The sequence below is a fragment of the Rathayibacter sp. VKM Ac-2857 genome, assembly GCF_013205025.1.
Lineage (GTDB): Bacteria > Actinomycetota > Actinomycetes > Actinomycetales > Microbacteriaceae > Rathayibacter.
The window spans coordinates 278,342-305,099 of record NZ_JABMLE010000002.1; the positions used below are offsets into that span (position 1 = coordinate 278,342).

Here is a 26,758-nt window from a genome sequence, read left to right on the forward strand (position 1 = left end):
GTTTCGAACGCCGCGGTCAGGCGGCGTACTTGACGAGGTCGGGGTTCTCCTCGTAGACCTCGGCGAGGAGGCTCATGTCGAAGAGGTCGGCGGCGTCGACCTCGATGCCGGCGCCCGAGAGCGACGCGAGCGTCTCCTCCTGGAGGCTGTCCGAGATCGTGAAGAGGCCGTTGGCGACCGTCTCGTCCGAGACGACGAGCTCCTCCGACTGGATGGTGGAGCCCTTCTTGGAGGACTCCTCGTCGAGGCCGAGGTCCTTGCCGTAGGTCTCGATCGCGAGCATCGCGCCGGCCTCCGGGTCGTTGACCGCGTCGGTCCAGCCCTTGATCTCGGCGACGAGGAACGCCTTGAGCGCCTCGCGCTTCTCGGCGATGGCCTGGTCGGTGACGGTGAAGGTCTCGGCGACGAAGGGGAGGCCGTTGTCGGCGAAGGGCAGGTTGACGACCTCGTAGCCCTCGGCGGCGACCGTGATCGCCTCGTTGGTCAGGTAGGCGATGAAGCCGTCGACGGTGCCGTTGATCAGCACGGACGGGTCGTACTCGACCGGGACGACGGTGAGGTCGGACTCGGACAGGCCGTTCGCCTTGAGCAGCGCCTGGAAGAGCGAGGTGTTCGACGCCTGGACGCCGATCTTCTTGCCGGCGAGGTCGGCGGGGGTGGCGATGTTGCCGGCGGTCGCGATGGAGAGGACCGTGAACGGGTTCTTCTGGTAGGTCGCGCCGATGATCTTGAGCGGCGCCTCCTGGGTCGCGATGACGGTGCCGACCGAGACGGCGTCGCTGAGCGCGACGTCGGCCGAGCCGGAGAGCAGCTCGGCGGTGCCGGTGGAGGGGCCCGCGGTGAGCGTGACACCGGAGAGGCCGGCCTCGGTGTAGTAGCCCTTGGAGTCGGCGAAGAACTCGCCTGCGAACTCCTCGTTCTTGATCCAGGAGAGCTGGACCTTCAGGGTGCCGAGGTCGCCGCCGTCCTCGGCCGAGGCGCCGGAGGAGTCGGAGGCGCAGGAGGCGAGGACGGAGACTCCGCCGAGGGCGAGGCCGGCGACGCCCGCCATGCGCAGCACGCTGCGGCGGTCGAAGGTCTGCGAGGTGCGGAAGGGCGACAGGGGCAAGGGGGACTCCTCGGGTAAGGCGGTGGAAGCTGCTGTGGTGCGCGGGTCGCGACGGGTGCCCTGCTGGGCGCGCCAAGCCGCGCCGATCGGGGTGCCTCGACGCTATCCTCGGGAGATTTCTCCGGTGTGTCCGCAGATTTCGCGGGTATTAAGGCTCTCACGGATCCGACAATGATCCGACCGCTCCGCCCGTCTCTCCCGGCGGATCGGCTGAGGCGCCTCTCAGCTCAGCCGAGCGGCTTGAAGGCGAGATCCGCGGCCGTCGCGGCGTCGCGGGGCACGAGGGCGAAGCGCGTGAAACCGGCGGAGGCGGCCCGGTCGAGCAGCGGCGTGAGGTTCTTGGCGCGGCGCTCGAGGCGCACGCGGGCGCCCGCGGCGATCAGCTCCTGCTTGAGCGCGAGCAGCAGCTCGGGGGCGGCGTCGCGCTCGTGCACGAGGACGACCGCGTCCGGCCGCTCGTCCAGCGGGACGTCGATCAGCTCGACGATCCGCTCGAAGCCGATGGAGAAGCCGCAGGCCGGCACGTCCTGGCCGAGGAAGCGCCCGATCATGCCGTCGTAGCGGCCGCCGCCGCCGACGGACGAGCCGGAGGAGGGGTGCGCGATCTCGAAGATGGTGCCGGTGTAGTAGCCCATCCCGCGCACCAGCGTGGGATCGAAGCGGAGCGAGACGCCGGTCGGCAGTGAGCGCAGCGACCGGGCGAGCGTCTCGAGGGCGAGCACCGCCTCCGGGTCGATGCCCTCGGGCAGCACGCCCAGGATCGCGGACTGCTCGAGCGCCACTCCCCCGGCGGCGACGGCGGCCTCGATGCGGGCGAGGTAGCCGCCGAGCACCGCCGCGGCGTCCGGTCCGTCGGCCTCGAGCTCGGCGACGACTCCGCTCGCCCCGATCTTGTCGAGCTTGTCGATCGAGATGAGGGCGGGGCCGAAGCGCTCGGGGGCGAAGCCGCAGTGCTCGAGGATGCCGGTGAGGATCCGGCGGTCGTTGATCCGGATGGTGCACTCGCGGAGGCCCAGGGTGTCGAGCGCGGCGGCCGTCGCGGTGATCAGCTCGACCTCGGCCAGCTGGCCGGGCTCGCCGATGATGTCGATGTCGCACTGCACGAACTGGCGGTAGCGGCCCTTCTGCGGGCGCTCGGCGCGCCAGACCGGCGCGATCTGGACGGAGCGGAAGACCGTCGGCAGCTCGGCGCGGTGGCTGGCGTAGAAGCGGGCGAGCGGGACGGTGAGGTCGAAGCGGAGGCCGAGGTCGGCCAGCGCCGAGGCGTCGTCCGCCGCGGCCGCTGCCGCGAGGTCGTCGTGCGAGATCCCACGGCGCAGCACGCTGAAGGCGAGCTTCTCGTTGTCGCCGCCGAGGCCGGAGTGCAGTCGCTCGAAGTCCTCGACCACCGGGGTCTCGATCTCGTCGAAGCCGTGCGCCGCGTAGACCCGGCGGATCACTCCGAGCGCGTGCTCGCGCTTCGCCTTGTCGGCCGGGAGGAAGTCGCGCATGCCGCGGGGCGGGGTGATCGCAGAAGCCATGCGGCGATTCTCCCAGACCGTCGACCGGTGTTCTCCGGCCCTCCGCGCCGCGGTCGTCCGGCCGGTCGGGGGCGTCGGCTAGGCTCGCCGCGCTCGCGCGGTCAGGGGGATCGCCGCGATTCGACGAGGGGGACTCGATGGAGACGCACGCTGATGCCGGCATCGTCGCGGAGGGGGTGTCGCGGGCGTTCGGCTCCGTGCACGCCGTGCGCGACGCCAGCTTCGAGGCCCGGCCCGGTGAGGTCACCGCGCTGATCGGGCCCAACGGCGCGGGCAAGACGACGCTGATGCTGCTGCTCGCGACGCTGCTGCGACCCGACGCCGGACGACTCCGCGTCGCCGGGCACGATCCGGTCGAGGAGCCCGCCGCGGTGCGCGCCGCGCTCGGCTGGATGCCCGACGTCCTCGGCTCCTGGGCGAGCATGACCTGCCGGGAGACGCTCCGCACCACCGGGCAGCTGTACGGGCTGCCGCGCCCGGACGCCGAGGCCCGTGCTGACGCGCTGCTCGGACTCGTCGACCTGGTCGAGTTCGGCGACCGGCCCACCCGGGTGCTCTCGCGCGGGCAGAAGCAGCGGCTGAGCCTCGCCCGCGCGCTCGTGCACGACCCGTCGGTGCTGGTGCTCGACGAGCCGGCCTCCGGGCTCGACCCGGGCGCGCGGATCGCGCTGCGCGACTTGGTCGTGCGGCTCGCGAGCGAGGGGCGCACGGTGCTCGTCTCGAGCCACGTGCTGTCCGAACTCGACGAGATGGCGACCGCGGCGGTCTACCTGGACGGCGGGGCGACGGCCTCACGTGAGGCGGTCGCGAAGGCGTCGCGGGCGCTGCGCGCCTGGCGGATCGACGCGGTGCGGCCCCGCGGCGCGGAGCTGGCGGCGGTCGTCGAGCGGCTGACCGGGGTGCCGGTGCGGGTGGAGCGCGACGCGGCGCTCGTGCCGGTCGTCAACGACGCGGCGGCGGCCGAGCTGCTGGGCCGGCTGGTGTCGGCGGGAGTCGCGGTCAGCCGGTTCGCCCCGGCGGTCGGCGAGCTGGAGCACACCTTCTCGGACCTGACCCGCTCGGCCGGGGAGCCGGGGAGTGCCGCGAAACCGGCCGCCGAGAACGAGGAGGACGCCCGATGAGCGCCGAGACCACCGCGCGGCCGCTGCCCTTCCTGCAGGGCCTCCGCATCGTCCTCGGCCTCGAACTCGCGCAGCGCGTGCGCGGCGCCTCGTCGTTCGTGCTGCTCGGGCTGTTCTTCCTGCTGGTCGGCGCGGTCACCGGACTGCTGGTCGTCGCGACCGGCGTCTTCTCGGGCAGCGGCGCCGTCGTGGGCGGCTGGATCTACTCGATCCTCGTCTACTTCGTGCTGCTGCTCGGCAGCCTGGTGACGCCCGCCCTGTCCGGCACGGCCGTCAACGGTGACCGCGACGCCGGCACGCTCGCGACGACGCAGGTCACCCTCGTCACGACGGCGCAGCTCGTGCTCGGCAAGTTCGTCTCGGCCTGGCTGGTCGCGCTGGCGTTCCTCGCGAGCACCGTGCCGTTCCTGATCGTCGCCGTGCTCGTCGGCGGGGTGTCCTTCGCCTCGGCGTCGGTGTCGGTGCTGGTGCTCGCGGTGCAGCTGGGCGTGGTCGCGGCGATCGGAGTGGGGCTCAGCGGGATCCTCGACCGGCCGCTGATGTCGGTCGTCACGACGTACCTGGTGGTGGCGGCGCTGAGCATCGGATCGCTGATCGCGTTCGGGCTGCTGACGGCGGTCACGCAGACGGAGCAGCGCACGGTGTACACCGCGGGCGAGGGCGGCTTCTGCGGCGACGACTTCGAGACGAACGTGCCCCGCGCCGACTACTACTGGGGACTCCTCGCGCTGAACCCGTTCGTCGTCCTCGCGGACGCCGTTCCACCGCGGCTCGGTCTCTACGGGTCACCGGAGGACCTCTTCAGCGGCGTCTCGCTGCTGGTGCGGCAGGCGCAGATCGCTCCGGAGCCGGTGGTCGAGATCTCTTGCACGTCCGGCTACACCGATTCGTCGCGACCGAGCACACCTGAGGAGGTCTTCGGGTCGACGGTGCCGTCCTGGTTCGTCGGGCTGGCGCTGCAGCTGGTGCTGGCGGTCGGACTGCTGCTCGGCGCGATCCGCCGGACGGCGACGCCGGCGGCACGCCTGCCCCGCGGGCGGCGCGTGGCCTGACGGGCGGCCACTCGTGCTGATCGAGTAGCCCGCGCAGCGGGCGTATCGAGATCCACCGTTCCGGAGACCTGGGGTCTCGATACGCCGCTCCGCGGCTACTCGACCAGCATGAAAGGCCGTACGCGCGTCCAGCCGCACGTGCTCCCTGCTGGCCGAGCGGCCCGCGACTCATGTTGATCGAGTAGGCCGCGGAGCGGGCGTATCGAGATCCCCGTGGTCAGCACTCGAGACGGCAGCTACCCCTCCCGGCGCTCCAGCTCCACCGCTCGGATCTCCTCCTGCAGGTCGCGCGTCGCCGTGCGCAGCGCCCGCTCCGCGTCGAGCCCCTGCGCGCGGGCCGAGGCGACGATCGCGAGCAGCAGCGGGCCGAGGTCCTCCTCCGACTCGATCGGCAGCGGCCCCTCCCCCGCGTCGACGATGCCGAGCGTGGTCGCCTTGCCGATCACCTTGTCGGCCAGCGCGAGCGCGGGCATGCCCTGCGGAATCCCGTCGAGGACGCTCGTCCGGTGCGGCTTCTCGGTCTTCTTCAGCTCGTCCCAGACGGCGATGACGTCGTCGGCGGTCTCCGCGGTCGCGTCGCCGAAGACGTGCGGGTGGCGGCCGATCATCTTGGCGTTCATGTGCGCCGCGACGTCCTCGATGGTGAACGGCTCCGGTCCGTCGGCGGCGAGGTCGGAGTGGAAGAGCACCTGGTAGAGCACGTCGCCGAGCTCCTCGATCAGGTCGGCCCGGTCGCCCGCCTCGATCGCGTCGACCAGCTCGTGCGACTCCTCGATCAGGTAGCGCACGAGCGACTCGTGGGTCTGCTCGGCGTCCCACGGGCAGCCACCCGGGGCGCGGAGGACGTGGACGGTGCGGATGAGCTCGTCGAGCCGGGGATGCGCGGTCACCCGGCCATCCTCGCATCCGCCCTGTGGACTGATCCGTGGATGACCGACGCAGTGCCGTCGTCGCGGGCCGCACATCCGCCGGTCATCGGCGCGTAACACGCGCCGACTACGGTGACCGCGGGGCGCGACCGCGGCCCGGAACAGGAACGCCACCGTGACTCTCACGCCTCCCGCCACCGGCACCGCCCTCGATCGCGGAGCGCCGCCGAGCGCCGAGCTGCACATCCACATCGAGGGCACGATCGAGCCCGAGCACATCGTCGAGATGGCGCGCCGCAACGGCATCGCGCTGCCGACCGAGGACCTCGACGCCCTGCGCGCGCGCTACGCCTTCCAGGACCTCGCCTCCTTCCTCGAGCTGCACTACTCGAACCTCACCGTCCTGAAGACGGAGCGCGACTTCTTCGAGCTGGCCACCGGCTACCTCGACCGCGCGAAGCTCGCCAACGTCCGCCGCGCGGAGATCTTCTTCGATCCGCAGACGCACCTGGGAAACGGGGTCGCGCTCGACGTCGTGATGGCCGGGCTCACCCGTGCGCTCGGGCGGAGCGAGGAGACGCATGGCATCTCGACCGACCTGATCATGTGCTTCCTGCGCGACCTCGGGGCTGACGCGGCCGACGAGATGCTGACGGCGATCCTCCCCTACCGCGAGCACATCATCGGCGTGGGGCTCGACTCGAACGAGGTCGGCTTCGGGCCGGAGCTGTTCGTCGACGTCTACGCGCGGGCCGCGGCGGAGGGGCTGCACCTGGTCGCGCACGCGGGCGAGGAGGGCGGCCCGGAGACGGTCGCCGAGACCCTCGAGCTGCTGAAGGTGGAGCGGATCGACCACGGCATCCGCGCGATGGAGGACCCGGCGGTCGTGACGATGCTCCGGGTGCAGGGAGTGCCGATCACGGTCTGCCCGCTGTCGAACGTGGCGCTGCGCGCCGTCGACACGATGAAGGACCACCCGCTGCCGGCGATGCTCGACGCGGGGCTGATCGTCACCGTCTCGAGCGACGACCCGCCCTACTTCGGCGGCTACGTCGACGCGAACTACCGTGCGCTGGTCGAGGAGCTCGGCATGGACGACGCCCAACTCGAGCGCCTCGCGCTCAACTCCTTCGACGCCGCCTTCATCTCCGACGAGGACCGCGCCCGCTGGCAGGCCGAGGTCCGGGCCCACTTCACGTCCTGATCCCCGCCGCGAAATGCCACTTGTGCACGCTTTTCACGGCGTGTCGCGTGCACAAGTGGCATCTCGCGGGGAGGGCTAGCCCTCGGGGTGCGGGGCGAGGTCGGGGGTCGCGCGGTCGAGGTCGGCGGCCTCCTCCTCGGGGCGGGGGGCGATCGTCTCGTCCTCCTCGAGCTCGGGGATGCTCGGCTCGTCGGGGCCGGGGATGCGCGGCGGGACGGAGTGCTCGTCGGAGGCGGTCATGATCGGTCCTTCGTTCGGGGTCGGAACCGGCGCGCGGGCGGCGCGGCGGCGGTCAGCTCGCGACGGCGGCGGGCTCGGGGAAGAGCGCGTCGAGCAGGTTCGCGACCCAGTCGATCAGCGCGCGGTCGCCGAGCGGGACGCCGTCGAGCACCGGCATCGGCACGACCACGGCGTTCGCCTGCTGCAGGTACTTCGCGGTCGGATACATCCGGCGCAGGCGTACCTGGATCGAGTCGGCGAGGTGCGCCGGGGCGACGCGGACGTTCGAGCCCATCGCCACCACGTCGCTGAGGCCGGCGCGCTGGGCGCGCATCCGCAGCCGCGAGACCAGGACGAGGTTCTCGACGGCCTCGGGCAGCTCGCCGTACCGGTCGGTCAGCTCCTCGACCACGAGGTCGACGCTGCCCTCCTTCGCGGTCGGCGAGGTCGCCGCGGACAGCTTCTGGTACGCCTCCAGGCGCAGCCGCTCGCTGTCGACGTACTCCTCCGGGATCCGCGCGTCGACCGGCAGCTCGAGCCGCAGCTCGGTCTGGCCCTCCGCGACCTCGCCGCGGAAGCCGTCGACGGCCTCGCCGATCATCCGCAGGTAGAGGTCGAAGCCGACGCCCTGGATGTGGCCGGACTGCTCGCCGCCGAGCAGGTTGCCCGCGCCGCGGATCTCGAGGTCCTTCAGCGCGATCTGCATGCCGCCACCGAGGTCGGAGTTGGCGGCGAGCGTCTGCAGGCGGTCGTGCGCGGTCTCCGACAGCGGCTTCATCTCGTCGTAGAGCAGGTAGGCGTAGGCGCGCTCGCGGCCGCGGCCGACGCGACCGCGCAGCTGGTGCAGCTGCGAGAGGCCGTACTTGTCGGCGCGGTCGACGATCAGCGTGTTCGCGTTCGGGATGTCGAGGCCGGTCTCGACGATGGTCGTCGAGACGAGCACGTCGAACTTGCGCTCCCAGAAGTCGACGATGATCCGCTCGAGCTGCGACTCGCTGAGCTTGCCGTGCGCGACGGCGATGCGCGCCTCCGGCACCAGCTCGGCGAGCTGCGCGGCGACGCGGTTGATCGTCGAGACGCGGTTGTGCACGAAGAACACCTGGCCCTCGCGCAGCAGCTCGCGCCGGATCGCGGCCGAGACCTGCTTCTCCGAGTACGGGCCGACGAAGGTGAGGATCGGGTGGCGCTCCTCCGGCGGCGTCGCGAGCGTCGACATCTCGCGGATGCCGGTGACCGCCATCTCGAGCGTGCGCGGGATGGGCGTGGCGCTCATCGAGAGGATGTCGACGTTCTTCTTCAGCGCCTTCAGCTTCTCCTTGTGCTCGACGCCGAAGCGCTGCTCCTCGTCGATCACGAGCAGGCCGAGGTCCTTGAAGACGATGTTGTCGCTGAGGAGTCGGTGCGTCGCGATGACCATGTCGACGGTGCCGTCGGCGAGGCCCTCGATCGTCTCCTTCGACTCCTTCGCGCTCTGGAAGCGGCTGAGGGCGCGCAGGTGCACCGGGAAGCCGGCGAAGCGCTCCTGGAACGTCTCGAGGTGCTGGCGCACGAGCAGCGTGGTCGGCACGAGCATCGCGACCTGCTTGCCGTCCTGGATCGCCTTGAACGCGGCGCGCACGGCGACCTCGGTCTTGCCGAAGCCCACGTCGCCGGAGAGCAGGCGGTCCATCGGGATCGGCCGCTCCATGTCGGCCTTGACCTCGTCGATCACGGTGAGCTGGTCGGGGGTCTCCGCGAACGGGAACGCCTCCTCCAGCTCGCGCTGCCACGGCGTGTCCGGCGGGAACGAGTGTCCGCGCGAGGCCATCCGGGCGGAGTAGAGCTTGACCAGCTCGACCGCGATGTCGCGGACCGCGCGGCGCGCCTTGCTCTTGGCCTGCGCCCAGTCGCTGCCGCCCATCTTGCTCAGCGCGGGGGCCTCGCCGCCGACGTAGCGGGAGAGGAGGTCGAGCTGGTCGGTGGGGACGAGCAGCTTGTCGCCCGGGAAGCCGCGCTTGCTGGGCGCGTACTCGAGGACGAGGTACTCGCGCCGGGTCTTCACGGCGTTGCGCCCGCCGCTGGAGACCTCGCGCTGCGAGAGCTCGACGAAGCGGCCGATGCCGTGGGTGGCGTGCACGACGAAGTCGCCGGGGTTCAACTGCAGCGGATCGACGACGTTCTTGCGGCGCGACGCGAGCTTCTTGACGGCGCGCGAGTCGTAGCCGACGGTGCGGCCGTAGAACTCGGTGTCGGTGAGCAGGGCGACCTTGGCGCCGTCGACCTCGAAGCCGTGGTCGACATTGGCCTGCAGCACGTAGGCGAGGCCGGGCTCGAGCTCGGCGGGCAGGTCGGGGACGATGCGGGCGGCGACCTCGTGCTCGGCGAGCACCTGGTCGGTGCGCTCGACCGTGCCGGGGCCGGGTGCGGTGAGCACGACGCTCCAGCCCTCGGCGAGGCGGGCGCGCACGTGCGCGAGGGCGCCCTCGACCGCGCCGCCGAAGCCGGGCACGGGCTCGCCGTCGACGCGGACGGCCAGGATCTCGTCGATCCCGAGCTCCTCCGGCAGCACCTCGGCCTCACCGGCGGCAGGGCCCTGGCGGAAGGTGCTCATCGTCCACCACGGGTGGTCGGGGGTCTCGGCGCCGGGGGCGCTGAACTTGACGGCGTCGCGGAGGGCGCCGAGCGAGATGAACTCGCCGGAGGCCAGATCGATCGGGGCCTCGGCGCCGGCGGTCGCGGCGCTCCACGCGGCCTGGAGGAACTCGCGGTTCGTCTCGGCGAGGCTGATCGCGCGGGTGGCGACTCGCTCCGGAGCGAGCACGGCCACCGCGGCGCCGGCCGGGAGGTAGTGCGAGATGGGGACGAGGCGCTCCAGCAGCGCGGGGGCGAGCGACTCCATCCCCTCGACCGGGATGCCCTCCGCGATCTTCGCGAGCATCGCGGAGAGGCTGGGGAACTCGTGCAGCATCTCGCGGGCGCGCTGGCGGACGGCCGGCACGAGCAGCAGCTCGCGGCTCGGCGGCAGCACGACGGACTCGGCCTCCCCCGGCAGCGAGCGCTGGTCGGCGACGGAGAAGCCGCGGATCGAGTCGACCTCGTCGCCGAAGAAGTCGATGCGGCTGGGGTGCTCGGCCACGGCCGGGAAGACGTCGAGGATGCCGCCGCGGACGGCGAACTCGCCGCGGCGGGTGACCATGTCGACGCGCGAGTAGGCGAGGTCGACCAGCTCGGACGAGATCCGGCCGAGGTCGTAGCCGCGGCCGCCCTTGACCAGGCGGATCGGCGCGATGTCGGCGAGGTTGTCGGCGACCGGCTGCAGCGCGGCGCGCACCGAGGCGACGACGACGAGCGGCTTCTCCCCGGACCAGGTCTTCATCCGGCGCAGCGCGTCGAGGCGCCGGCCGACGATCTCGGCGCTCGGGCTGAGGCGCTCGTGCGGCAGCGTCTCCCAGGCCGGGAACTCGACGACCTCGGCGTCCGGCAGCACGCAGCTGAGCGACGCGCGGATGTTCTCGGAGTCGCGGCCCGTCGCGGTGACGACGAGGGCGGCCTGCGGACGATCGGCCTCGGCGCGGCGCTCCAGGAGGCCCGCCAGCAGGGGGACGCGGAGGCCGTCGGCCACGGAGAAATCGGCGTCGCGGATCGCGAACGCGAGAGCGTCGTCGAACGTGGAGGCGCGCGAGAGCGCCGAGATGATCCGGTTGAGAGGCACCGACCGAGTTTACTGCCGACGTCCGACACCATGCGGTGTCGGACGTCGGTCTGCGCCGGTCCCCGCCCGGCGCAGCGCGGTCGGCTTCGCGACGAGTTGCGTTCCGCAGAGCGTCCTGCGTTCGGCTGCTCGAAATCGCTTGGCACGCGATTTCGAATTCGCCTTCGGGGTGGTCGGCTGGTCTGCCGGGTGCTGGACATTGATCCGTCAGGAGTGGTTGTCCGGGAGCGGTTGGGGCGACCGTTTCTGACGGATCGGCTCGGCATTCGGGAAAGGGGCGGAATCGATCGGTCGTCAGTGGTCGCCTGAGGGGAGCTGGAGCAGCCGTTCGTGACGGGTCGGAGCGGGGCCGTCAGGAGGAGGGGAAGAGGGGGCGGGTGCGGTGGGAGGCGGTGAGGAAGGGGGACGCGGGGAGAGTGGTGACCGTCTCGGGGATGGCGCGGGAGGGCCACTCGACGGCGAGGCGGAGGGTGGGGAGGGGTGGGAGGGGCCAGAGCCAGAAGTCGCGGGACCAGGTGTCGCGGTTCACGTCGGGGCGTCCGTCGCCCTCGAGGACGGGGCCGTCGACCTGCGCCTCGAAGACGTCGGCAGTGGAGGCCCACGGGGACTCGTCCTGCGTGGTCACCGTGCGGCCGTCGGCGAAGGAGGCGCCCCAGCGCAGACCGTCGGGGGCGAAGCGCTCGTCGAGCTGCCCGCGGCCGTGCGCGCGCTCGAGGTACTCGAAGACGCGCTGGCGGGCACGGCGGCCGGGGTCGGCGATCCGGACGCTCAGGCGGAGCAGCACGCCCTCGTCGTAGCAGCGGGCGAGATCGAGCGAGACGACGGTCGTGGCGGAGCGGCCGAGCTCGTGCTCGAGGAGCACGGTCCCCGGGATGCGGTGCCAGGGCGGGCCGGTCCAGGCGGGCAGCTCGGAGGGCGGGAGGAGGTCGTCCTCGTCGTAGGCACGCGGCTCGACCTCGCGGAAGAACGACTCGCTCACGGCGGCTCCTTCGCGTCGGCTGCTCCACGGTAGCGCGGGCGGATCCACCGCGCTGAGGACGGTGGGTCTCGATACGCCCCTCTGGGGCTACTCGACCAGCATGAGCGGCAAGCATGCTGATCGAGTAGGGCGCGCAGCGGCCCTATCGAGCGGAGGGGGCGCCTTCGGCGCCAGCGCAGGGCGGGGAAGAGACCGATGTCCTTGCGGTGGTGGGTCTCGATACGCCCCTGCGGGGCTACTCGACCAGCATGTTCTGCGGGCGTCTCTTCCAAGTAGATCCACCGTCCTCAGGTCGGCGGGTCTCGATACGCCCCTCCGGGCTACTCGACCAGCATGGACTGCACGCCCCTCGCGAGGTCGCGCCAGCCGCAGCATGCTGGGCGAGGAGGCCGCGCAGCGTCCGTCTCGGGATACGCCGCTACGGGGTCGTGTGCACCTTCAGCTGGGCGGCCTGCAGGCCGGCGTCGGCGATGAGCTCGACGGCGTCGGCGGCGTCGGCGATCAGGATCGGGAGGTTCTCGCGCTCGGGGCCGGCGAAGTCCTTGAGGACGAAGTCGGCGGCGGGCTGGCGGCCGGGTGGGCGGCCGATGCCGACCCGCACGCGGAGGAAATCGGCGCCGTCGGTCGCGGCGAGGATGTCGCGGATGCCGTTGTGGCCGCCGTGGCCGCCGCCGTTCTTGAGGCGCAGGGTGTCGAAGGGGATGTCGAGCTCGTCGTGCACGACGATCAGGCGCTCGGGCGCGAGGGAGTAGAAGTCGAGCAGCTGCGCGGTCGGGCCGCCCGAGAGGTTCATGAAGCTGTTGGGCTTGCCGAGGATCAGCTTCGGCCCGCCGGGGCGGAGGAAGCCCTCGGCGACCACGGCGTTCGCGCGGTTGTGCCGGCGGAACGAGCCGCCGATCCGGGTCGCGAGCTCGTCAAGCACCATCTGCCCCACGTTGTGCCGGTTGCGCGCGTACTGCGCGCCCGGGTTGCCCAGTCCGACGACCAGCCAGGTCTCGCCCATCTCGTTCCCTCTTCTCGATGCGCTCAGCAGCGACGTCCTCCGCGGGGCGCAGCCCCCGGACGCGGAACGGGCCCGCTCGCGATCGCGGCGGGCCCGTCCGTGCGGGTGGTGCTCCGACTACTCGGCGGCCTCGGTGGGCTCGGCCGGCGTGGTGGGCTCGCCCTCCTCGCCCAGGTCCTGCTCGACCTCCTCGGTGACGTTCACGATGAGCGCCTCGGGGTCGGTGAGCAGCGTCGCGCCCTCGGGGAGGGTGACGTCGGCGGCGGTGATCTGCGTGCCGGCCTCGAGTCCCTCGACCGAGACGACGACGTTCTGCGGGATCTTCGTGGCGTCGACCTCGAGCGAGAGCGTGTTCGCCTCGGTGGAGACGAGCGTGCCGGGAGCGGCCTCACCCTCGACGTGCACGGGGATGTCGACCGAGACCTTCTCGCCGAGACGGATGACCGCGAGGTCGATGTGCTCGATGATCTGGCGGACCGGGTCGCGCTGGATGTCCTTGACCAGCGACGTCTGGGCGACGCCCTCGATGTCGAGCTCGAGGATCGCGTTCGCCTTGCGGGTCAGCAGGAGGATCTGGTGGCCGGGCAGCGTGACGTGCACGGGCTCGGTGCCGTGGCCGTAGAGGACCGCGGGGATCTTGTTCTGGGCGCGGATCTTGCGGGCCGCTCCCTTGCCGAACGAGGTGCGGACCTCGGCGACGACCTTGTTGGTGAGTTCTGCCATGGTGTTCTCCTGGACGGCGCCGTGCGCCGCCTGCTCGGGTCCCGGCCTGGGGCCGCGGACGGGGTTTCGACTCGAACGCATGTCAGCGTGAGGAAAAGTCCGCGGCGCCCCTCTCGGAGCGCTTCGCCTGGTTCCACCGCGTCGATCACGGATGCGTGGGCATCCCTCGCCGAAGTTCAGCTGCCCACTGTACCGGCGATGCGGCCGCGCCGCCACCCGCGCCCGCCCCTCCCTACCGCGCCCCCAGCCGGGCTGGCTAGCGTGCGGGCATGACTTCTGACGACTTCGGCTCCTACGTCGAGAAGAACGGCTTCCACCGCGACACCAACTACATCCCGACCCGCATCACCGCGGACGGCCGCGACGGCTACCCGGTGGAGGCGGGCCGCTACCGGCTGGTCGTCTCGCGCGCCTGCCCGTGGGCGAACCGCGCCGTGATCGTCCGCCGTCTGCTCGGCCTCGAGGACGCCCTGTCGATGGGCATCTGCGGTCCGACGCACGACAAGCGCAGCTGGACCTTCGACCTCGACCCGGGCGGCGTCGACCCGGTGCTCGGCATCCCGCGCCTGCAGGACGCGTTCCTCGCTCGCTTCCCCGACTACCCGCGCGGCATCACCGTGCCGGCGATCGTGGACATCCCCACCGGCCAGGTCGTCACCAACGACTACCCGGTCATGACGCTGGACTTCTCGCGGGAGTGGACGGAGTTCCACCGCGACGGCGCACCCGACCTGTACCCGGAGAAGCACCGCGACGAGATCGACGAGGTCGCCGAGCTGGTCTTCCAGGACGTCAACAACGGCGTCTACAAGTGCGGCTTCGCGGGCTCGCAGAAGTCGTACGAGCGGGCCTACGACGCACTCTGGGCCCGGCTCGACTGGCTGGAGGAGCGCCTGAGCACCCAGCGCTACCTCGTCGGCGACACGATCACCGAGGCGGACGTCCGCCTCTTCACGACGCTCGCCCGCTTCGACGCCGTCTACTACAGCCACTTCAAGGCCAACCGGAACCTGGTCTCGGCGATGCCGGCCCTCTGGGGCTACGCCCGCGACCTGTTCGCGACCCCGGGCTTCGGCGACACGATCGACTTCCAGCACATCAAGTCGCACTACTACGAGGTGCAGCGCGACATCAACCCGACCGGCGTCGTGCCGAAGGGACCGGACCTGTCCGGCTGGCTCGTCCCCTCGCACCGCGAGGAGCTCGGCGGCCGCCCCTTCGGCGACGGCACCCCGCCCGGCCCGCCGATCCCCGCCGAGGTCGTCCCCGAGGGCCACGGCGCCTGAACTCCTGAACGGCCGTGCGCGAGAGGTTCGACCTCCGTGCACGGCCGCTCACGGGTGCGCGTCCGACCCCGGCGCTAGCCTGAATCCGTCAACCCTGAACGTGTACGTCGAGGAGAACCGTGTCTGACCAGCCCACCGCCACAGCCAACATCGGAGTCGTCGGTCTGGCGGTGATGGGCTCGAACCTGGCCCGCAACCTCGCCAGCCGCGAGGGCAACACCGTCGCCGTCTACAACCGCTCGTACGGGCGCACCGAGACGCTGATCACCGAGCACCCCGAGGCCGGCTTCGTCGCCTCGGAGACCATCGAGGACTTCGCCGCCTCGCTCAAGACCCCGCGCACCGCGATCATCATGGTCCAGGCCGGCCGCGGCACCGACGCCGTGATCGAGCAGCTGACCGCCGCGTTCGAGCCCGGCGACATCATCGTCGACGGCGGCAACGCGCTGTTCACCGACACCATCCGCCGCGAGAAGGCCGTCCGCGAGACCGGCATCCACTTCGTCGGCACCGGCATCTCCGGCGGCGAGGAGGGCGCGCTCAAGGGCCCGTCGATCATGCCCGGCGGCTCGGTCGAGTCGTACAAGACGCTCGGACCGATCCTCGCCTCGATCGCCGCGGTCGCCGAGGGCGAGCCCTGCGTCACCCACATCGGCACCGACGGCGCGGGCCACTTCGTCAAGATGATCCACAACGGCATCGAGTACGCCGACATGCAGCTCATCGCCGAGGCCTACGACCTGCTCCGCACCGTCGGCGGACACGAGCCCGCCGCGATCGCCGACGTCTTCGACGCCTGGAACAAGGGCGACCTCGAGTCGTACCTCATCGAGATCACCGCCGAGGTGCTCCGCCAGGTCGACGCCGACACCGGCAAGCCCTTCCTCGACATCGTGCTCGACCAGGCCGGCTCGAAGGGCACCGGAGTCTGGACCGTGCAGAACGCGCTCGACCTGGGCGTGCCCGTCGGCGGCATCGCCGAGGCCGTCTTCGCCCGCGCCGTCTCCTCCAAGCCCGCGCAGCGCGCCGCCGTGCAGAAGCGCGTCACCTCGCGCCCGACCCCCGTCGCCCTCTACGACGGCTTCGAGGACGACGTCCGCGCCGCCCTCTACGCCTCGAAGGTCGTCGCCTACTCGCAGGGCTTCGACGCGATCATCGCCGGCGCCGAGAAGTACGGCTGGGAGATCGACAAGGGCGCCGTCGCGAAGATCTGGCGTGCGGGCTGCATCATCCGCGCCCAGTTCCTCAACCGCATCGTCGACGCGTACGCCGAGAACGCGGAGATCACGACGCTGCTCGAGGACCCGTACTTCGCCGAGGCCGTCGCCAACGGCGAGGCCGCCTGGCGCCGCATCGTCTCCACCGCCGCGCTCTCGGGCGTGCCGATCCCCGGCTTCGGCGCCGCGCTGTCGTACTACGACTCGCTCGCCTCGGTCCGCCTGCCCGCCGCCCTCGTGCAGGGCCAGCGCGACTTCTTCGGCGCGCACACCTACCAGCGCGTCGACAAGGAGGGCACCTTCCACACGCTGTGGTCGGGCGACCGCACCGAGGTCGAGCAGGACCCGTCCACGCACTGACCCGCTGCCGCCGCCCGCGCGGCGCTCACGCAGAAGGCGCCCCCACCCGTCGGATCCTCGGATCCCGCGGGCGGGGGCGCCTTCGTCGTGGGGAGCGCGCGCCGGGTCAGCGCAGCCAGACCGTCGTGGCCGGCGGCAGCAGGCCACCGTCGAGCGGCGCGCTCGTGAGGAGCACCTCGCCCTCGGGGAGCTCGACCGGCTCCTCGCCGAGGTTGGTCACCGAGTGCCAGCCGTTCGGGCGCGCGAAGTGCAGCACGCCGGGCCGCGCGTCCCGCCACTCGAGGCTCTCGTCGGTCTGCAGCTCGTGCCGGAGCGCGAGGGCGCTGCGGTAGAGCCCGAGCGTCGAGCCCTCGGCGAGCTCCTCCGCCGCGACGGAGGAGTCGGCGAACCAGGCGGGCTGGGGAAGGTGCGCGCCGCCGGGGCCGAAGCCGAAGGAGTCGCCGGTAGCCTCCCAGGGCAGCGGGACTCGGCAGCCGTCGCGGCCCACGTCGGTGCCGCCGCTGCGGAAGAACGTCGGGTCCTGGCGGTCGGCGTCCGGGATGCCGGCCACCTCGTGCAGGCCGAGCTCCTCGCCCTGGTAGAGGTACGCCGAGCCGGGCAGCGCCAGCAGCAGGAGGGTCGCGGCGCGGGCGCGGCGGAGGCCCAGGGCGCGGTCGAGGACCGGCTCCGCTCCCCCGTTGAGCAGCCACTGCTTCGCGGGGGCGGTCTCGGCGGCGCCCTTCTGCGGGAGCCCGTAGCGGGTCGCGTGCCGGACGACGTCGTGGTTGGAGAGCACCCACGTCGTCGACGAGCCGGACTCGGCCGCCAGCTCGAGGTTGAAGGTGATCAGGCGGCGGAACTCGCCCGCGTCGAGGTCGGCCTCGAGCAGGTCGAAGTTGAAGGCCTGGCCGAGCCCCTCGGGGCTGGCGTAGCGGGCGCGGCGGGAGGCGTCGACCCAGGCCTCCGCGACGGCGGTGCGCGGCGGGTCGTAGGAGTCGAAGAGGGCGCGCCACTCGGCGTAGACCTCGTGCACCTCGTCGCGGTCCCAGAACGGGTGGCTGCCGTCGATCCGCTGGCCGTCGATCTCGGCCGCGGCCGGCAGCGGCTCGGTGAGGTCCTTGACCAGCGAGTGCGCCACGTCGATCCGGAAGCCATCGACGCCGCGGTCGGACCAGAAGCGCAGGGTCTCGAGGAAGTCGTCGCGGATCTCGCGGTTCGCCCAGTTCCAGTCGGGCTGCTCCTTCGCGAAGAGGTGCAGGTACCACTGGCCGTCGCCGACCGGCTCCCAGGCGGGGCCGCCGAAGACGGACTCCCAGTCGCTGGGCGGCATGGCGCCGCCCTCGCCGCGGCCGTCGCGGAAGACGTAGCGCTCCCTGGCGGGCGAGCCCTTCGGGGCGGCGAGCGCCTCCTGGAACCACGGGTGCAGGTCGGAGGAGTGGTTGGGCACGATGTCGACGATGACGCGGATGCCGCTCTCGTGCAGGCGGGTGGTCATCTCGTCGAACTCGGCGAGCGTGCCGATCCGCGGGTCGACGTCGCGGTAGTCGGCCACGTCGTAGCCGCCGTCGGCCAGCGCCGACGGGTAGAACGGGCTGAGCCAGACCGCGTGAATGCCGAGCTCGCGCAGGTACGGGATGCGCTCGAGGATGCCGGCGAGGTCGCCGATCCCGTCGCCGTTCGCGTCCGCGAAGCTCCGCGGGTAGATCTGGTAGACGGCCGCCTGCCGCCACCACTGGGCGTCCTCGGTCGTGCCGCTCCTGGTGAGTACCGTGTCCGTCACGGGGGTCCTTCCGTTCTTCGTGGTGTGTGGTGTGTGGTGGTGGTTCGTCGTCGGCCGGGGCCGGGCGCTCTGTGACGGTGGGTCTCGATACGCCCCTGCGGGGCTACTCGACCAGCATGTTCGGGGCCGGCTCGTGCGCAGCACGGCACCCTCGCCTCCCGGAGTCGAGCCCGCGGGTCTCGGGGTGGTCGGCTGCAAGGCGGAGGAGGGAGGCGTAGCGGAGCTACGGCGACCGACGACAACGCCGCAGACGGCCGCCCCGAGGCCCGCGAGCCCTACTTGATGGCGCCTTGAGTCACTCCCGACATCACCCAGCGCTGGGTGAACAGGTAGACGATGATCGCCGGGGCCATCGCCATCAGGTACGAGGCGAAGGCGACGTTGTAGTCGTTGCTGAACTGCGTCTGGAAGATCTTCTGCAGCACCGGGAGCGTCTGCAGCGACGGGTCCGAGGTGATCAGCGACGGCATCATGAAGTCGTTCCAGGAGGCGAGGAAGGCGAAGATGCCGACCGTCGCGCTCATCGGGGCGAGCAGCGGGAAGACGAGCCGCCAGAAGACCTGGTTGGTGGTCGCGCCGTCGAGCCGGGCGCTCTCCTCGAGCTCCTCGGGCAGCGAGCGGAGGAACGCCGTGAAGAGCATCACGCTGAAGCTCAGCTGGAACATCACGTGCAGGACGGCGACGCCGAGTGGGTTGTCGAGCCCGACGAGTCCGGTGAGCGAGACCTGCGACAGCGCGAGCACCGGGAACGGCAGGAACATCGCCGCGAGCAGGTAGAAGAACGACCAGCGGTAGAGGCGCTTGCTCCAGTTCCGCGAGATCGCGAACGCGGCGAGGGCCGAGAGGACGATCGTGCCGCCGACCGTGATCGCCGAGACGAAGACCGAGACGGCGAACCCGCGGGGGAAGTCGGTCAGGTTCCAGGCCTGGACGAAGCCGTCGACCGAGAACGGCAGGGGGATCGAGAAGGCGTTGCCGTCCACCGCCTGAGCGCCGGTCTTGAAGGCCATCGTCAGCGTCACCCACAGCGGGCCGATCACCGAGAGGGCGCAGACCACGAGGACGAGGGTGAGCAGGAGACTCGAGCGCCGCCGCTTCCCGCCGCGACGGGCGTCGGCGTCGACGGCCGCTCGGGTGCCGGGGAGGGACGGGGCGAGGGGGACCTGGCTGGTCATCAGAAGGCCGCCTTTCCGCGCGAGACGCGCAGCTGTACGAGCGCGATCACGAGCGCGATGAGGAAGAAGATCGTGGCGTTGGCCATCTGGTAGGCGTAGTCGCCGCTGGTGAAGCCGGAGAAGATCGTCATCGCGACGCTGCGGGTCGACGTTCCGGGGCCGCCGTCGGTCAAGCCGACGATGATGTCGTAGGAGTTGAGGAAGTTCTTGAAGCCGATCACGAGGTTGATCAGCACGTAGCCCGCGACCAGCGGCAGCGTGATCGAGCGCAGCTGCCCCCAGCTGGACGCGCCGTCGAGCGAGGCGGCCTCGTAGACGTCGCCGGGGATCGAGAGCACGCCCGCGATGTAGATCAGCAGCGCGGAGGGCACGGCCTGCCACGCGGTCACGATCACGATCGCGAGCCAGGCCAGATTCGGATCCGCGAGGATGCTGCTGGCCAGCGGCGTCGCTCCGACCGACTGCGCGAAGGCGGGCAGCGAGTTGGAGAAGACGAAGTTGAAGACGAACGCGATGATGATGCCCGAGACGACCATCGGCAGCACGAAGACAGCGCGCAGCGCGACCTTGCCGCGGATCTGCGAGGTGAGCGCGATCGCCAGGAGGAACGCGATCGCGTTCACCGCGAGCACCGTGATCAGTGCGAGCCCCACGGTGAAGCCGTAGGAGGCGAGGATCGCCGGGTCGGAGAACAGCGCTACGTAGTTCGTCAGCCCGATGAAGCTCCACTCGCCGAAGCCGATCGAGTCGGTGAAGCTGAAGAAGATGCCCATCAGGGCGGGCAGGGTGATCGCGAGCGTGAAGAGCACGAGCGCGGGGAGCAGGTAGAGCAGGAAGGTGCGGTCGGCGCGCGGCTTCCGGCGCGGGGCGGTGGCCGCGCGGGGACTCGCGACGGTGCGCTCCTCCGGGCGGGTGGGGGTGGAGAGGGCCATGGTGTCTCGTCTCTGAGAGGGGTCGGGGAGGTCTAGGAGCGGAACGCGATGCGCGCCCAGTCGGCGTCGATCGTGCGGAGCGTCGCGGCGGGGTCGGAGCCGAGCACGACGCCCTGGACGTAGTTCTGCAGCGGGATGTTCTGCGGCACGAGCTGCGAGGCGCCGAGGCTAAACGCCGCGCGGTCGTAGAACTCCTGCAGCTCGACGAGGGTGGGCTGGGCGACGGCGGGGGCGTCGGTGGTCACACCGAAGGCGTTGTTGTCGGCGTTGTAGGCGTCGATGATCTCCGGCTGCATCAGGAAGGAGAGGAACTCGCGCGCCGCCGCCTTCTTGGTCGAGGCCTCCGGGATCCAGAGCGCGAGGTCGACGTTCACCCGCACGCGGCGCTCGTCCGGGTCGTCGGTCATCGGCAGCGGGAAGGCGCCGATCGAGAGGTCCGGTGCGGTCTTCGCGATCTCGCTCAGCGCCCACGGGCCCTGGAAGTACATCGCCGCCTCGCCGTTCGAGAAGGCGAGATTGCCGTCGCCGTAGGCGCGGCTGGCGGCGTTGGGCTGCGCGTAGCCGGCGAGCTGCACCATCTGCTCGACGGGCGCGGCGAAGTCCTTCTCGAACGAGACGGGCGAGGAGGGGCCGACATCGGCGCCCTGCTCCTTCAGCTGCGAGAAGAAGGCCTCGAGGTCGACGGTCCCGCCGACGGAGTAGTCGAACAGCCCCTGCGAGACGGTCCACGGGTCCTTGTAGGTGCCGTAGATCGGCGTGATGCCCGCGGCCGTCAGTGCGTCGCAGACCGCGAGGAACTCGGTCCAGGTGGTCGGCACCTCGAGGTTCTGCGCGGCGAAGATCTCGCGGTTGTAGAGCACCGCCGACATCATCAGCGAGTAGGGCAGCACGCTGGTGCGGCCCGGGTAGGTCGCGGTCTGCTCGATCAGCGGCTGCAGGTCGGGGTTGATCCGCTTCGCCTCGTCCATGTCGGACAGGTCGCTCAGGGCGCCCCGCTCGACGAACCGCGCGACCTCGAAGTTGTAGTTGAGGCAGCCGAGGTCCGGCGGATTGGTGCGGACGAAGCCGGCGGAGAGGTTCGAGGAGAAGTCGTGCACGACCCGCACCCGCGACTGCGCGGCGTGGAAGCGGTCGATGACGTCGTCGAAGTAGCCGATCACCTCGGGCTTGGACTGGAAGAAGGTGATCTCGGTGACCCCGCCCGAACCGGAGGGGGAGGCGCAGGCGGCGAGGCCGAGCGCGGCGGCGCCGGCACCCGCCGCGGTGAGCAGGGTGCGCCGGCTGAGGGCGGTGGTGGTGAGGGGCACGTCGTCGTCTCCCGGGTTGCGGATAAGTTGCTTCAGTGACTAAATCTAGGTAGTGGATCTAGTACGCGATGTACTGTTGCAGCCGATCCGGCCGAGGTCAAGGGGAGGGTGGCGACGATGTCCGACAGCAGGTCCTCCGTGAGCGGTGGCTCGTTCCAGCGCCGGCGCAGCGCGCTCGACGTCCTCGAGCACGCCTGGACCGGCGAGGCGATGACTGCGTCGGCCCTGATCGAGCGCACCGGCCTCACCCGCTCGACCGTCATCGCCGTCTGCGACGACCTGATCGAGCTCGGCTGGCTGGAGGAGCTGGAGAACCAGCGCGCCGCCGGCGACTACGTGAAGGGCCGGCCTGCGCGCCGCTACGCACTCCGGCGCCGGGCGGGCGTCGTCGTGGGCGTCGACGCCGGCCAGCACAGCGTCGGCGTCTTCGTCGCCGACCTGCTCGGCGAGACCCTCGTCCGGCACGTCGAGCCGGTCGACCACGAGCGCGTCGAGGACCTCCCGCTGGAGCGCCGCGTCGCCGACATCGACCGGGTTCTCGACCGCGCCCTCCTCCTCGCCGGCGTGACCGACGACGAGGTGCTCGCGCTCACCCTCGGCGTCCCGGCGCCCGTCGACGCACTGGGCCACTCCCCCGCCGGCGACAACGGCTTCTGGCGCGCGATGAACCCGGGGCTGGTCGATCGCTACTCCGGCCGCGGCTGGTCGCCGGTGGTCGACAACGACGCCAACCTCGCCGCGCTGGCCGAGGGCTGGCGCGGCGCGGCGGTCGGCTGCGACGACTACCTCGCCCTCCTCTCCGGCGAGCGGCTCGGCGGGGGGATCGTGCTCGGCGGCTCGCTGCTGCGCGGCGCCCGCGGTCTCACCGGCGAGATGCGCTACCTCGACCTGGTCGAGGGCGTCGGCTCGGCGGAGGGCATCGCCGCCCTCGCCCGCACCTGGGCCCGCGAGGCGCTGGCCGTTGCGGGCCGGCCGGCGTCGCTCCTCGACGCCGTGGCGCAGCCCGGGGCCGCCGAGGTGCTGGCCGCGGCCGACGCGGGCGATCCGCTGGCCGCCGCCGTCGTCGCGCGGCTGATCGACCGGCTCACCGCCATCACCGCGACCGTCGCCAACCTGCTCGACGTCTCGCTGATCGTGGTCGGCGGGGCGCTGGCCGCCTCGGCCGGTCCACTGCTCGCCGCGGTGGCGGAGCGGCTGGTGAGCGAGGTGCACGCGCCGGCGCCGCGGATCGTGCCGTCGACGCTCGGCGACCAGGCGGTCGCGCTCGGCGCGGTCCGCTCCGGGCTCGGGCGGGTGCGGGCGGATCCGCTCGCGCTGCAGCTGCCGAGCCGGCCGGTCGAGACCGCCGCGCTCGCCTGAGCCCCGGCTAGCGCCGGAAGGCGCGCACGATCAGCAGCAGCGCGAGCAGGACGGCGACCGCGGCGGCCGTCGCCGAGGGCAGCGCGAGCAGGAGCACCAGGGCGCCCGCCGCTGACACGATCGCCGGCCAGCGCGCGCCGGCGATTCCCCGCTCGAGCCGGCGCAGGATCAGCGCGATCAGCGAGGCGGCGACCGCGAACGCCAGCAGGGCGTCGGCGTCGAGGACGACCACCGCGAGCACCGACACCAGGCAGACGGCGAGCTGACCGGCCGCGGGCACGCCCGTGCGGCGGTTGCGGTGGGCGAAGGGACCCGGGATCTCACCCGCATCGGCCAGGCGCACCAGCGACGAGGCGTCGCGCTGCGTCAGGGCGACGAGCGCGAGGAGGGAGGCGAGCACGGCCGCGAGGCCGACCAGGGCAGCGGCGGGGGTCCCGGCCGCGACCGCGGAGAGCGACGCCGGGACGTCGGCGAGCTCCTGCGGGCCGACCAGCAGCAGCAGTCCCGTGCCGATCAGGGCCGCGACGAGGGCCGTGACGCCGATCCCGAGCAGCGACCGCCGGAGCGTCGGAGTCTCGCCGGTCTGGGCGGGGGCGAAGAGGAGGAGCAGGAGGGCGGCCGCTGTGCCGCTGCCCTCCGCGCCGCCGATGACCGTCTCGGACGGGGGCGCGACGGGCTGCGCCAGGGCGACGATCACGGCCGAGGCCAGCAGGAGGAGGAGCACCAGGCCCAGGAGCACTCGCGTGAGTCCGGGTGGGAGGACGCCCCCGCGGAGCACGAAGAGGGTCACGGCGACGATCAGGAGCACCGCGACCGGGCGGGCGCTCGCGCCCACGACCGAGTCGGCGGCGGTCAGCGCGACGGCGGACGCCGCGAGGGCGCGACCGGCGAGCCCGAGCCACTCCGCCGTCGGCCCGTCGTGGACCTCGCGGCCGGAGTCGGCGATCGTCCCGACGACGGCCATCACCGTCGCGAGCCCGAGACCCAGCAGCAGCCACCAGCCGGCCTCGTGGGCCGCCGGCGACCAGACCAGGAAGAGCGCGGCGACGGCGATCGACGCCCGCGACAGCTCGGGGGCGCGCAGCAGACCCCCCGTCCGGGTCAGATCATCATGCGCGCGCATTCACTCATGCTAGGGCGTCGGGCGCTCCTCCGAGCGAGCCGAAGGCCGCCGACCGCTGGCGAGGCCGCGCACCCTTGCTGATCGAGTAGCCCGCGCAGCGGGCGTATCGAGATCCACCACCGTCAGACGTCGAGGTCTGCAGACCCGCCCTGCTGACAACGGCGGGTCTCGATACGCCGCTCCGCGGCTACTCGACCACCATGGACTCGCCGCTCCACGGCTACTCGACCAGCATGTGCCGCGCAGAGCGCGGACGTCTCCGGGCTGCGGTCTACGCGTCGCCGTCGAACATCGACGTGACGGAGCCGTCGTCGAAGACCTCGTGGATGGCGCGCGCCAGCAGCGGGGCGATCGGCAGGATCGTCAGGCGGTCCCACTTCTTCTCCTCCGGCAGCGGCAGGGTGTCGGTGACGACGACCGAGTCGATGAACTCGGAGCTGAGCAGCTCGCGGGCCGGGTCGGAGAAGACGGCGTGGGTCGCGGCGACGACGACGCCGATCGCGCCGGCGGCCTTGAGCGCCTCGGCGGCCTTGGCGATGGTGCGGCCGGTGTCGATCAGGTCGTCGACGAGGAGACAGACGCGGCCGCTGACCTCTCCGACGATCTCGTGCACGGAGACCTGGTTGGCGACCTTGGGATCGCGGCGCTTGTGGATGATCGCGAGCGGCACGCCGAGCTTGTCGCTCCAGATGTCGGCGACGCGGACGCGGCCCATGTCCGGCGAGACGACGGTGAGCGTCGAGGGGTCGAGCTTCTCGCGGAAGTGCTCGAGCAGCACCGGCATCGCGAAGAGGTGGTCGACCGGGCCGTCGAAGAAGCCCTGGATCTGCGCGGCGTGCAGGTCGACCGACATGATGCGGTCGGCGCCGGCGGCCTTGAACAGGTCGGCGACGAGACGGGCCGAGATCGGCTCGCGGCCGCGCCCCTTCTTGTCCTGACGCGCGTACGGGTAGAAAGGGGCGACCACGGTGATTCGCTTGGCCGAGGCGCGCTTGAGCGCGTCGACCATGATCAGCTGCTCCATGAGCCACTCGTTGATCGGCGAGGTGTGCGACTGCAGGACGAACACGTCGCCGCCGCGCACCGACTCGCCGTAGCGGACGTAGAGCTCGCCGTTCGCGAAGGTGCGCCCCTCGGTGGTGACCAGCTCGGTGCCCAGCTCGTCGGCGACCGCCTCCGCCAGTGCCGGATGCGCCCTCCCCGAGACCAGGACCAGGCTCTTCTTGTTGCTGGCGGTGATGCCCGTCACTGTGCTCCGCTTCCTCCGGTCGCGCGGTCGGTGCCCTCGGGCTCCGACGCCTGGGCGGCCTCGGCGGCGGTGGCCGACGCGGTTCCCGGACGATGGGTCTGCACCCATCCGGCCATGTTGCGCTGCGGAGCGACGGTGATGCCGAGGGCTCCGGCGGGGATGTCCTTGCGGATGACCGTGCCGGCGCCCGTGTACGCTCCGTCACCGATTCTAACGGGGGCGACGAAGACGTTGTGCGACCCGGCGCGCACGTGCGACCCGACGACGGAGGACGCCTTGTTCACCCCGTCGTAGTTGGCGAAGATCGAGCCGGCGCCGATGTTCGACTCCTCGCCGATCGTCGCGTCGCCGACGTAGGAGAGGTGCGGCACCTTCGAGCCGGCGCCGATCGTCGCGTTCTTGGTCTCGACGTAGGTGCCGATCTTGCCGCGCTCGCCGAGCACGGTGCCCGGGCGCAAGAACGAGAACGGGCCGACCTGCGCCTGCGCGCCGATCACGGCGAGCGTCGCGTCCGAGCGCTTGATCACCGCGTCCTCGCCCACCTCGCAGGAGTCGAGCGTCGTGTCCGGCCCGATGACCGCCCCGGAGGCGATGACCGTCGGCCCCTTGATCTGCGTGCCGGGGAGGATCTCGACGTCGGGCGAGAGCACCGCGTCGACATCGATCCAGGTGGTGGCCGGGTCCTGGATCGTGACGCCCTCGAGCTGCCAGCGGCGCACGATGCGGGCGTTGAGCTCGAGCGCGGCGTCCGCCAGCTGGGCGCGGTCGTTGATGCCGGCGACGAGCCAGCGGTCCTGCACGGGGACGGCCTCGATGGCGCGACCGGCGGCCTTCAGCGCGGCGGCGGCGTCGGTGAGGTACTTCTCCTGCTGGGCGTTGTCGGTGCCGATCGCGCCGATCACCGCGCGGAGGGCGGCGGCCTCGAAGGCGTAGACGCCCGCATTGGTCTCGGTCAGCGCGAGCTCGGCGTCGCTCGCGTCCTTCTGCTCCACGATCGAGGCGAAGCCGCCGTCGGCTCCGCGGACGATGCGGCCGAAGCCGGTCGGGTCCTCGAGCACGCAGGAGAGCATCGTCAGGGCGTTCGCCGCCGCGAGGTGCTCGTCGACCAGGCGGCGCAGCGTCGGGGCGTCCAGCAGCGGGACGTCGGCGCTGAGCACCACGACGGTCCCGTCGAAGTCGTCCGGCAGCGCGGCGAGGCCCAGCTCGACGGCGCGGCCGGTGCCGGGCACCTCGTCCTGATCGATGACGAGCGCCGCGGGTGAGTGGTCGAGGACCGCGGCCGCGACCCGCTCGCGCTCGTGCCGCACGACGGTGACGACGTGGCCCGCGTCGAGCGAGGCGGCCGTGTCGAGGACGTGCCCCAGCAGCGGGCGCCCGGCGAGGCGGTGCAGGACCTTGGGGGTGCGGGACTTCATCCGGGTGCCCTGGCCTGCGGCCAGGATCACCACCGCGAGCGTGCTGTCGACCATGGTGCGCGTGCTCCTCCGTCCGGCACCGGTGCT

Annotated in this window: 21 protein-coding genes; 6 read left to right on the top strand and 15 right to left on the bottom strand. The window is 71.9% G+C overall.

Features of this window, described 5'->3' with window-relative positions; genetic code table 11:
• Window positions 1-16 precede the first annotated feature (16 nt).
• Window positions 17-1,108, bottom strand: coding sequence for an ABC transporter substrate-binding protein (locus HQQ86_RS08820; RefSeq protein WP_254071982.1), 1,092 nt, complete (start codon window positions 1,106-1,108; stop codon window positions 17-19).
• Between the two features lie 227 nt (window positions 1,109-1,335).
• On the bottom strand, window positions 1,336-2,628 hold the full coding sequence (gene hisS, locus HQQ86_RS08825; protein ID WP_173287769.1) for a histidine--tRNA ligase: 1,293 nt from the start codon (window positions 2,626-2,628) through the stop codon (window positions 1,336-1,338).
• 137 nt (window positions 2,629-2,765) lie between these two features.
• Here hisS and HQQ86_RS08830 point away from each other — a divergent pair, with 137 nt between their 5' ends.
• Together HQQ86_RS08830 and HQQ86_RS08835 are read left to right on the top strand one after the other, a co-directional pair.
• Window positions 2,766-3,749, top strand: a complete 984-nt coding sequence (locus HQQ86_RS08830) for an ABC transporter ATP-binding protein (RefSeq protein ID WP_173287770.1) — start codon at window positions 2,766-2,768, stop codon at window positions 3,747-3,749.
• Window positions 3,746-4,801, top strand: coding sequence for an ABC transporter permease (locus HQQ86_RS08835; RefSeq protein WP_254071983.1), 1,056 nt, complete (start codon window positions 3,746-3,748; stop codon window positions 4,799-4,801). Before HQQ86_RS08830 ends, HQQ86_RS08835 begins: the two co-directional genes overlap by 4 nt.
• A 236-nt stretch (window positions 4,802-5,037) precedes the next feature.
• On the opposite strand, the gene HQQ86_RS08840 is transcribed toward HQQ86_RS08835, so the two are convergent.
• A complete protein-coding gene (locus HQQ86_RS08840) occupies window positions 5,038-5,691 on the bottom strand; it encodes a MazG family protein (RefSeq protein ID WP_367948601.1) in 654 nt (217 codons plus the stop codon).
• 154 nt (window positions 5,692-5,845) lie between these two features.
• On the opposite strand from HQQ86_RS08840, the gene HQQ86_RS08845 reads away from it, so the two are divergent.
• On the top strand, window positions 5,846-6,874 hold the full coding sequence (locus tag HQQ86_RS08845; RefSeq protein ID WP_173287771.1) for an adenosine deaminase: 1,029 nt from the start codon (window positions 5,846-5,848) through the stop codon (window positions 6,872-6,874).
• Window positions 6,875-6,949: 75 nt separating this feature from the next.
• On the opposite strand, the gene HQQ86_RS08850 is transcribed toward HQQ86_RS08845, so the two are convergent.
• The 5 genes from HQQ86_RS08850 to HQQ86_RS08870 form a co-directional block, all read right to left on the bottom strand.
• Window positions 6,950-7,114 carry a hypothetical protein gene (locus tag HQQ86_RS08850; protein WP_159422277.1) on the bottom strand — a complete coding sequence of 55 codons (165 nt, stop codon included), beginning with the start codon at window positions 7,112-7,114 and terminating at the stop codon, window positions 6,950-6,952.
• A 52-nt stretch (window positions 7,115-7,166) separates the two neighbouring features.
• Window positions 7,167-10,784: a transcription-repair coupling factor gene (gene mfd / locus HQQ86_RS08855; protein ID WP_173287772.1), complete on the bottom strand. Its 3,618-nt coding sequence runs from the start codon at window positions 10,782-10,784 to the stop codon at window positions 7,167-7,169.
• 352 nt (window positions 10,785-11,136) lie between these two features.
• Window positions 11,137-11,763: a hypothetical protein gene (locus HQQ86_RS08860; RefSeq protein WP_173287773.1), complete on the bottom strand. Its 627-nt coding sequence runs from the start codon at window positions 11,761-11,763 to the stop codon at window positions 11,137-11,139.
• A 418-nt stretch (window positions 11,764-12,181) separates the two neighbouring features.
• Window positions 12,182-12,766 (bottom strand): aminoacyl-tRNA hydrolase, encoded by a 585-nt coding sequence (gene pth / locus HQQ86_RS08865; protein ID WP_123737724.1) that lies wholly within the window; start codon window positions 12,764-12,766, stop codon window positions 12,182-12,184.
• A gap of 117 nt (window positions 12,767-12,883) precedes the next feature.
• Window positions 12,884-13,489 (bottom strand): 50S ribosomal protein L25/general stress protein Ctc, encoded by a 606-nt coding sequence (locus HQQ86_RS08870; protein ID WP_123447622.1) that lies wholly within the window; start codon window positions 13,487-13,489, stop codon window positions 12,884-12,886.
• Between the two features lie 269 nt (window positions 13,490-13,758).
• On the opposite strand from HQQ86_RS08870, the gene HQQ86_RS08875 reads away from it, so the two are divergent.
• Both HQQ86_RS08875 and gndA read left to right on the top strand, forming a co-directional pair.
• Window positions 13,759-14,775, top strand: a complete 1,017-nt coding sequence (locus HQQ86_RS08875) for a glutathione S-transferase family protein (RefSeq protein WP_173287774.1) — start codon at window positions 13,759-13,761, stop codon at window positions 14,773-14,775.
• 119 nt (window positions 14,776-14,894) lie between these two features.
• Window positions 14,895-16,352: an NADP-dependent phosphogluconate dehydrogenase gene (gene gndA, locus HQQ86_RS08880; RefSeq protein WP_173287775.1), complete on the top strand. Its 1,458-nt coding sequence runs from the start codon at window positions 14,895-14,897 to the stop codon at window positions 16,350-16,352.
• A gap of 106 nt (window positions 16,353-16,458) precedes the next feature.
• Here the strand turns inward: gndA and HQQ86_RS08885 are convergent, their stop codons facing one another.
• The 4 genes from HQQ86_RS08885 to HQQ86_RS08900 form a co-directional block, all read right to left on the bottom strand.
• On the bottom strand, window positions 16,459-18,111 hold the full coding sequence (locus tag HQQ86_RS08885) for a glycoside hydrolase family 13 protein (RefSeq protein ID WP_173287776.1): 1,653 nt from the start codon (window positions 18,109-18,111) through the stop codon (window positions 16,459-16,461).
• 275 nt (window positions 18,112-18,386) lie between these two features.
• Complete coding sequence (locus HQQ86_RS08890) at window positions 18,387-19,286, bottom strand: carbohydrate ABC transporter permease (RefSeq protein WP_173287777.1); 900 nt, start codon at window positions 19,284-19,286, stop codon at window positions 18,387-18,389.
• Window positions 19,286-20,218, bottom strand: a complete 933-nt coding sequence (locus tag HQQ86_RS08895; protein ID WP_173287778.1) for a carbohydrate ABC transporter permease — start codon at window positions 20,216-20,218, stop codon at window positions 19,286-19,288. The genes HQQ86_RS08890 and HQQ86_RS08895 overlap by 1 nt, the downstream gene beginning before the upstream one ends.
• Before the next feature lie 32 nt (window positions 20,219-20,250).
• On the bottom strand, window positions 20,251-21,525 hold the full coding sequence (locus HQQ86_RS08900) for an extracellular solute-binding protein (protein ID WP_173287779.1): 1,275 nt from the start codon (window positions 21,523-21,525) through the stop codon (window positions 20,251-20,253).
• A gap of 117 nt (window positions 21,526-21,642) precedes the next feature.
• On the opposite strand from HQQ86_RS08900, the gene HQQ86_RS08905 reads away from it, so the two are divergent.
• Window positions 21,643-22,884 carry an ROK family transcriptional regulator gene (locus tag HQQ86_RS08905; protein WP_173287780.1) on the top strand — a complete coding sequence of 414 codons (1,242 nt, stop codon included), beginning with the start codon at window positions 21,643-21,645 and terminating at the stop codon, window positions 22,882-22,884.
• Window positions 22,885-22,891: 7 nt separating this feature from the next.
• On the opposite strand, the gene HQQ86_RS08910 is transcribed toward HQQ86_RS08905, so the two are convergent.
• The 3 genes from HQQ86_RS08910 to glmU all read right to left on the bottom strand — a co-directional run bounded on the left by HQQ86_RS08910 (window position 22,892) and on the right by glmU (window position 26,725).
• On the bottom strand, window positions 22,892-24,007 hold the full coding sequence (locus tag HQQ86_RS08910) for a hypothetical protein (protein WP_173287781.1): 1,116 nt from the start codon (window positions 24,005-24,007) through the stop codon (window positions 22,892-22,894).
• Window positions 24,008-24,278: 271 nt separating this feature from the next.
• Window positions 24,279-25,256 (bottom strand): ribose-phosphate diphosphokinase, encoded by a 978-nt coding sequence (locus HQQ86_RS08915; protein ID WP_123447631.1) that lies wholly within the window; start codon window positions 25,254-25,256, stop codon window positions 24,279-24,281.
• Complete coding sequence (glmU, locus tag HQQ86_RS08920) at window positions 25,253-26,725, bottom strand: bifunctional UDP-N-acetylglucosamine diphosphorylase/glucosamine-1-phosphate N-acetyltransferase GlmU (protein ID WP_173287782.1); 1,473 nt, start codon at window positions 26,723-26,725, stop codon at window positions 25,253-25,255. The genes HQQ86_RS08915 and glmU overlap by 4 nt, the downstream gene beginning before the upstream one ends.
• Between the last annotated feature and the right edge of the window lie 33 nt (window positions 26,726-26,758).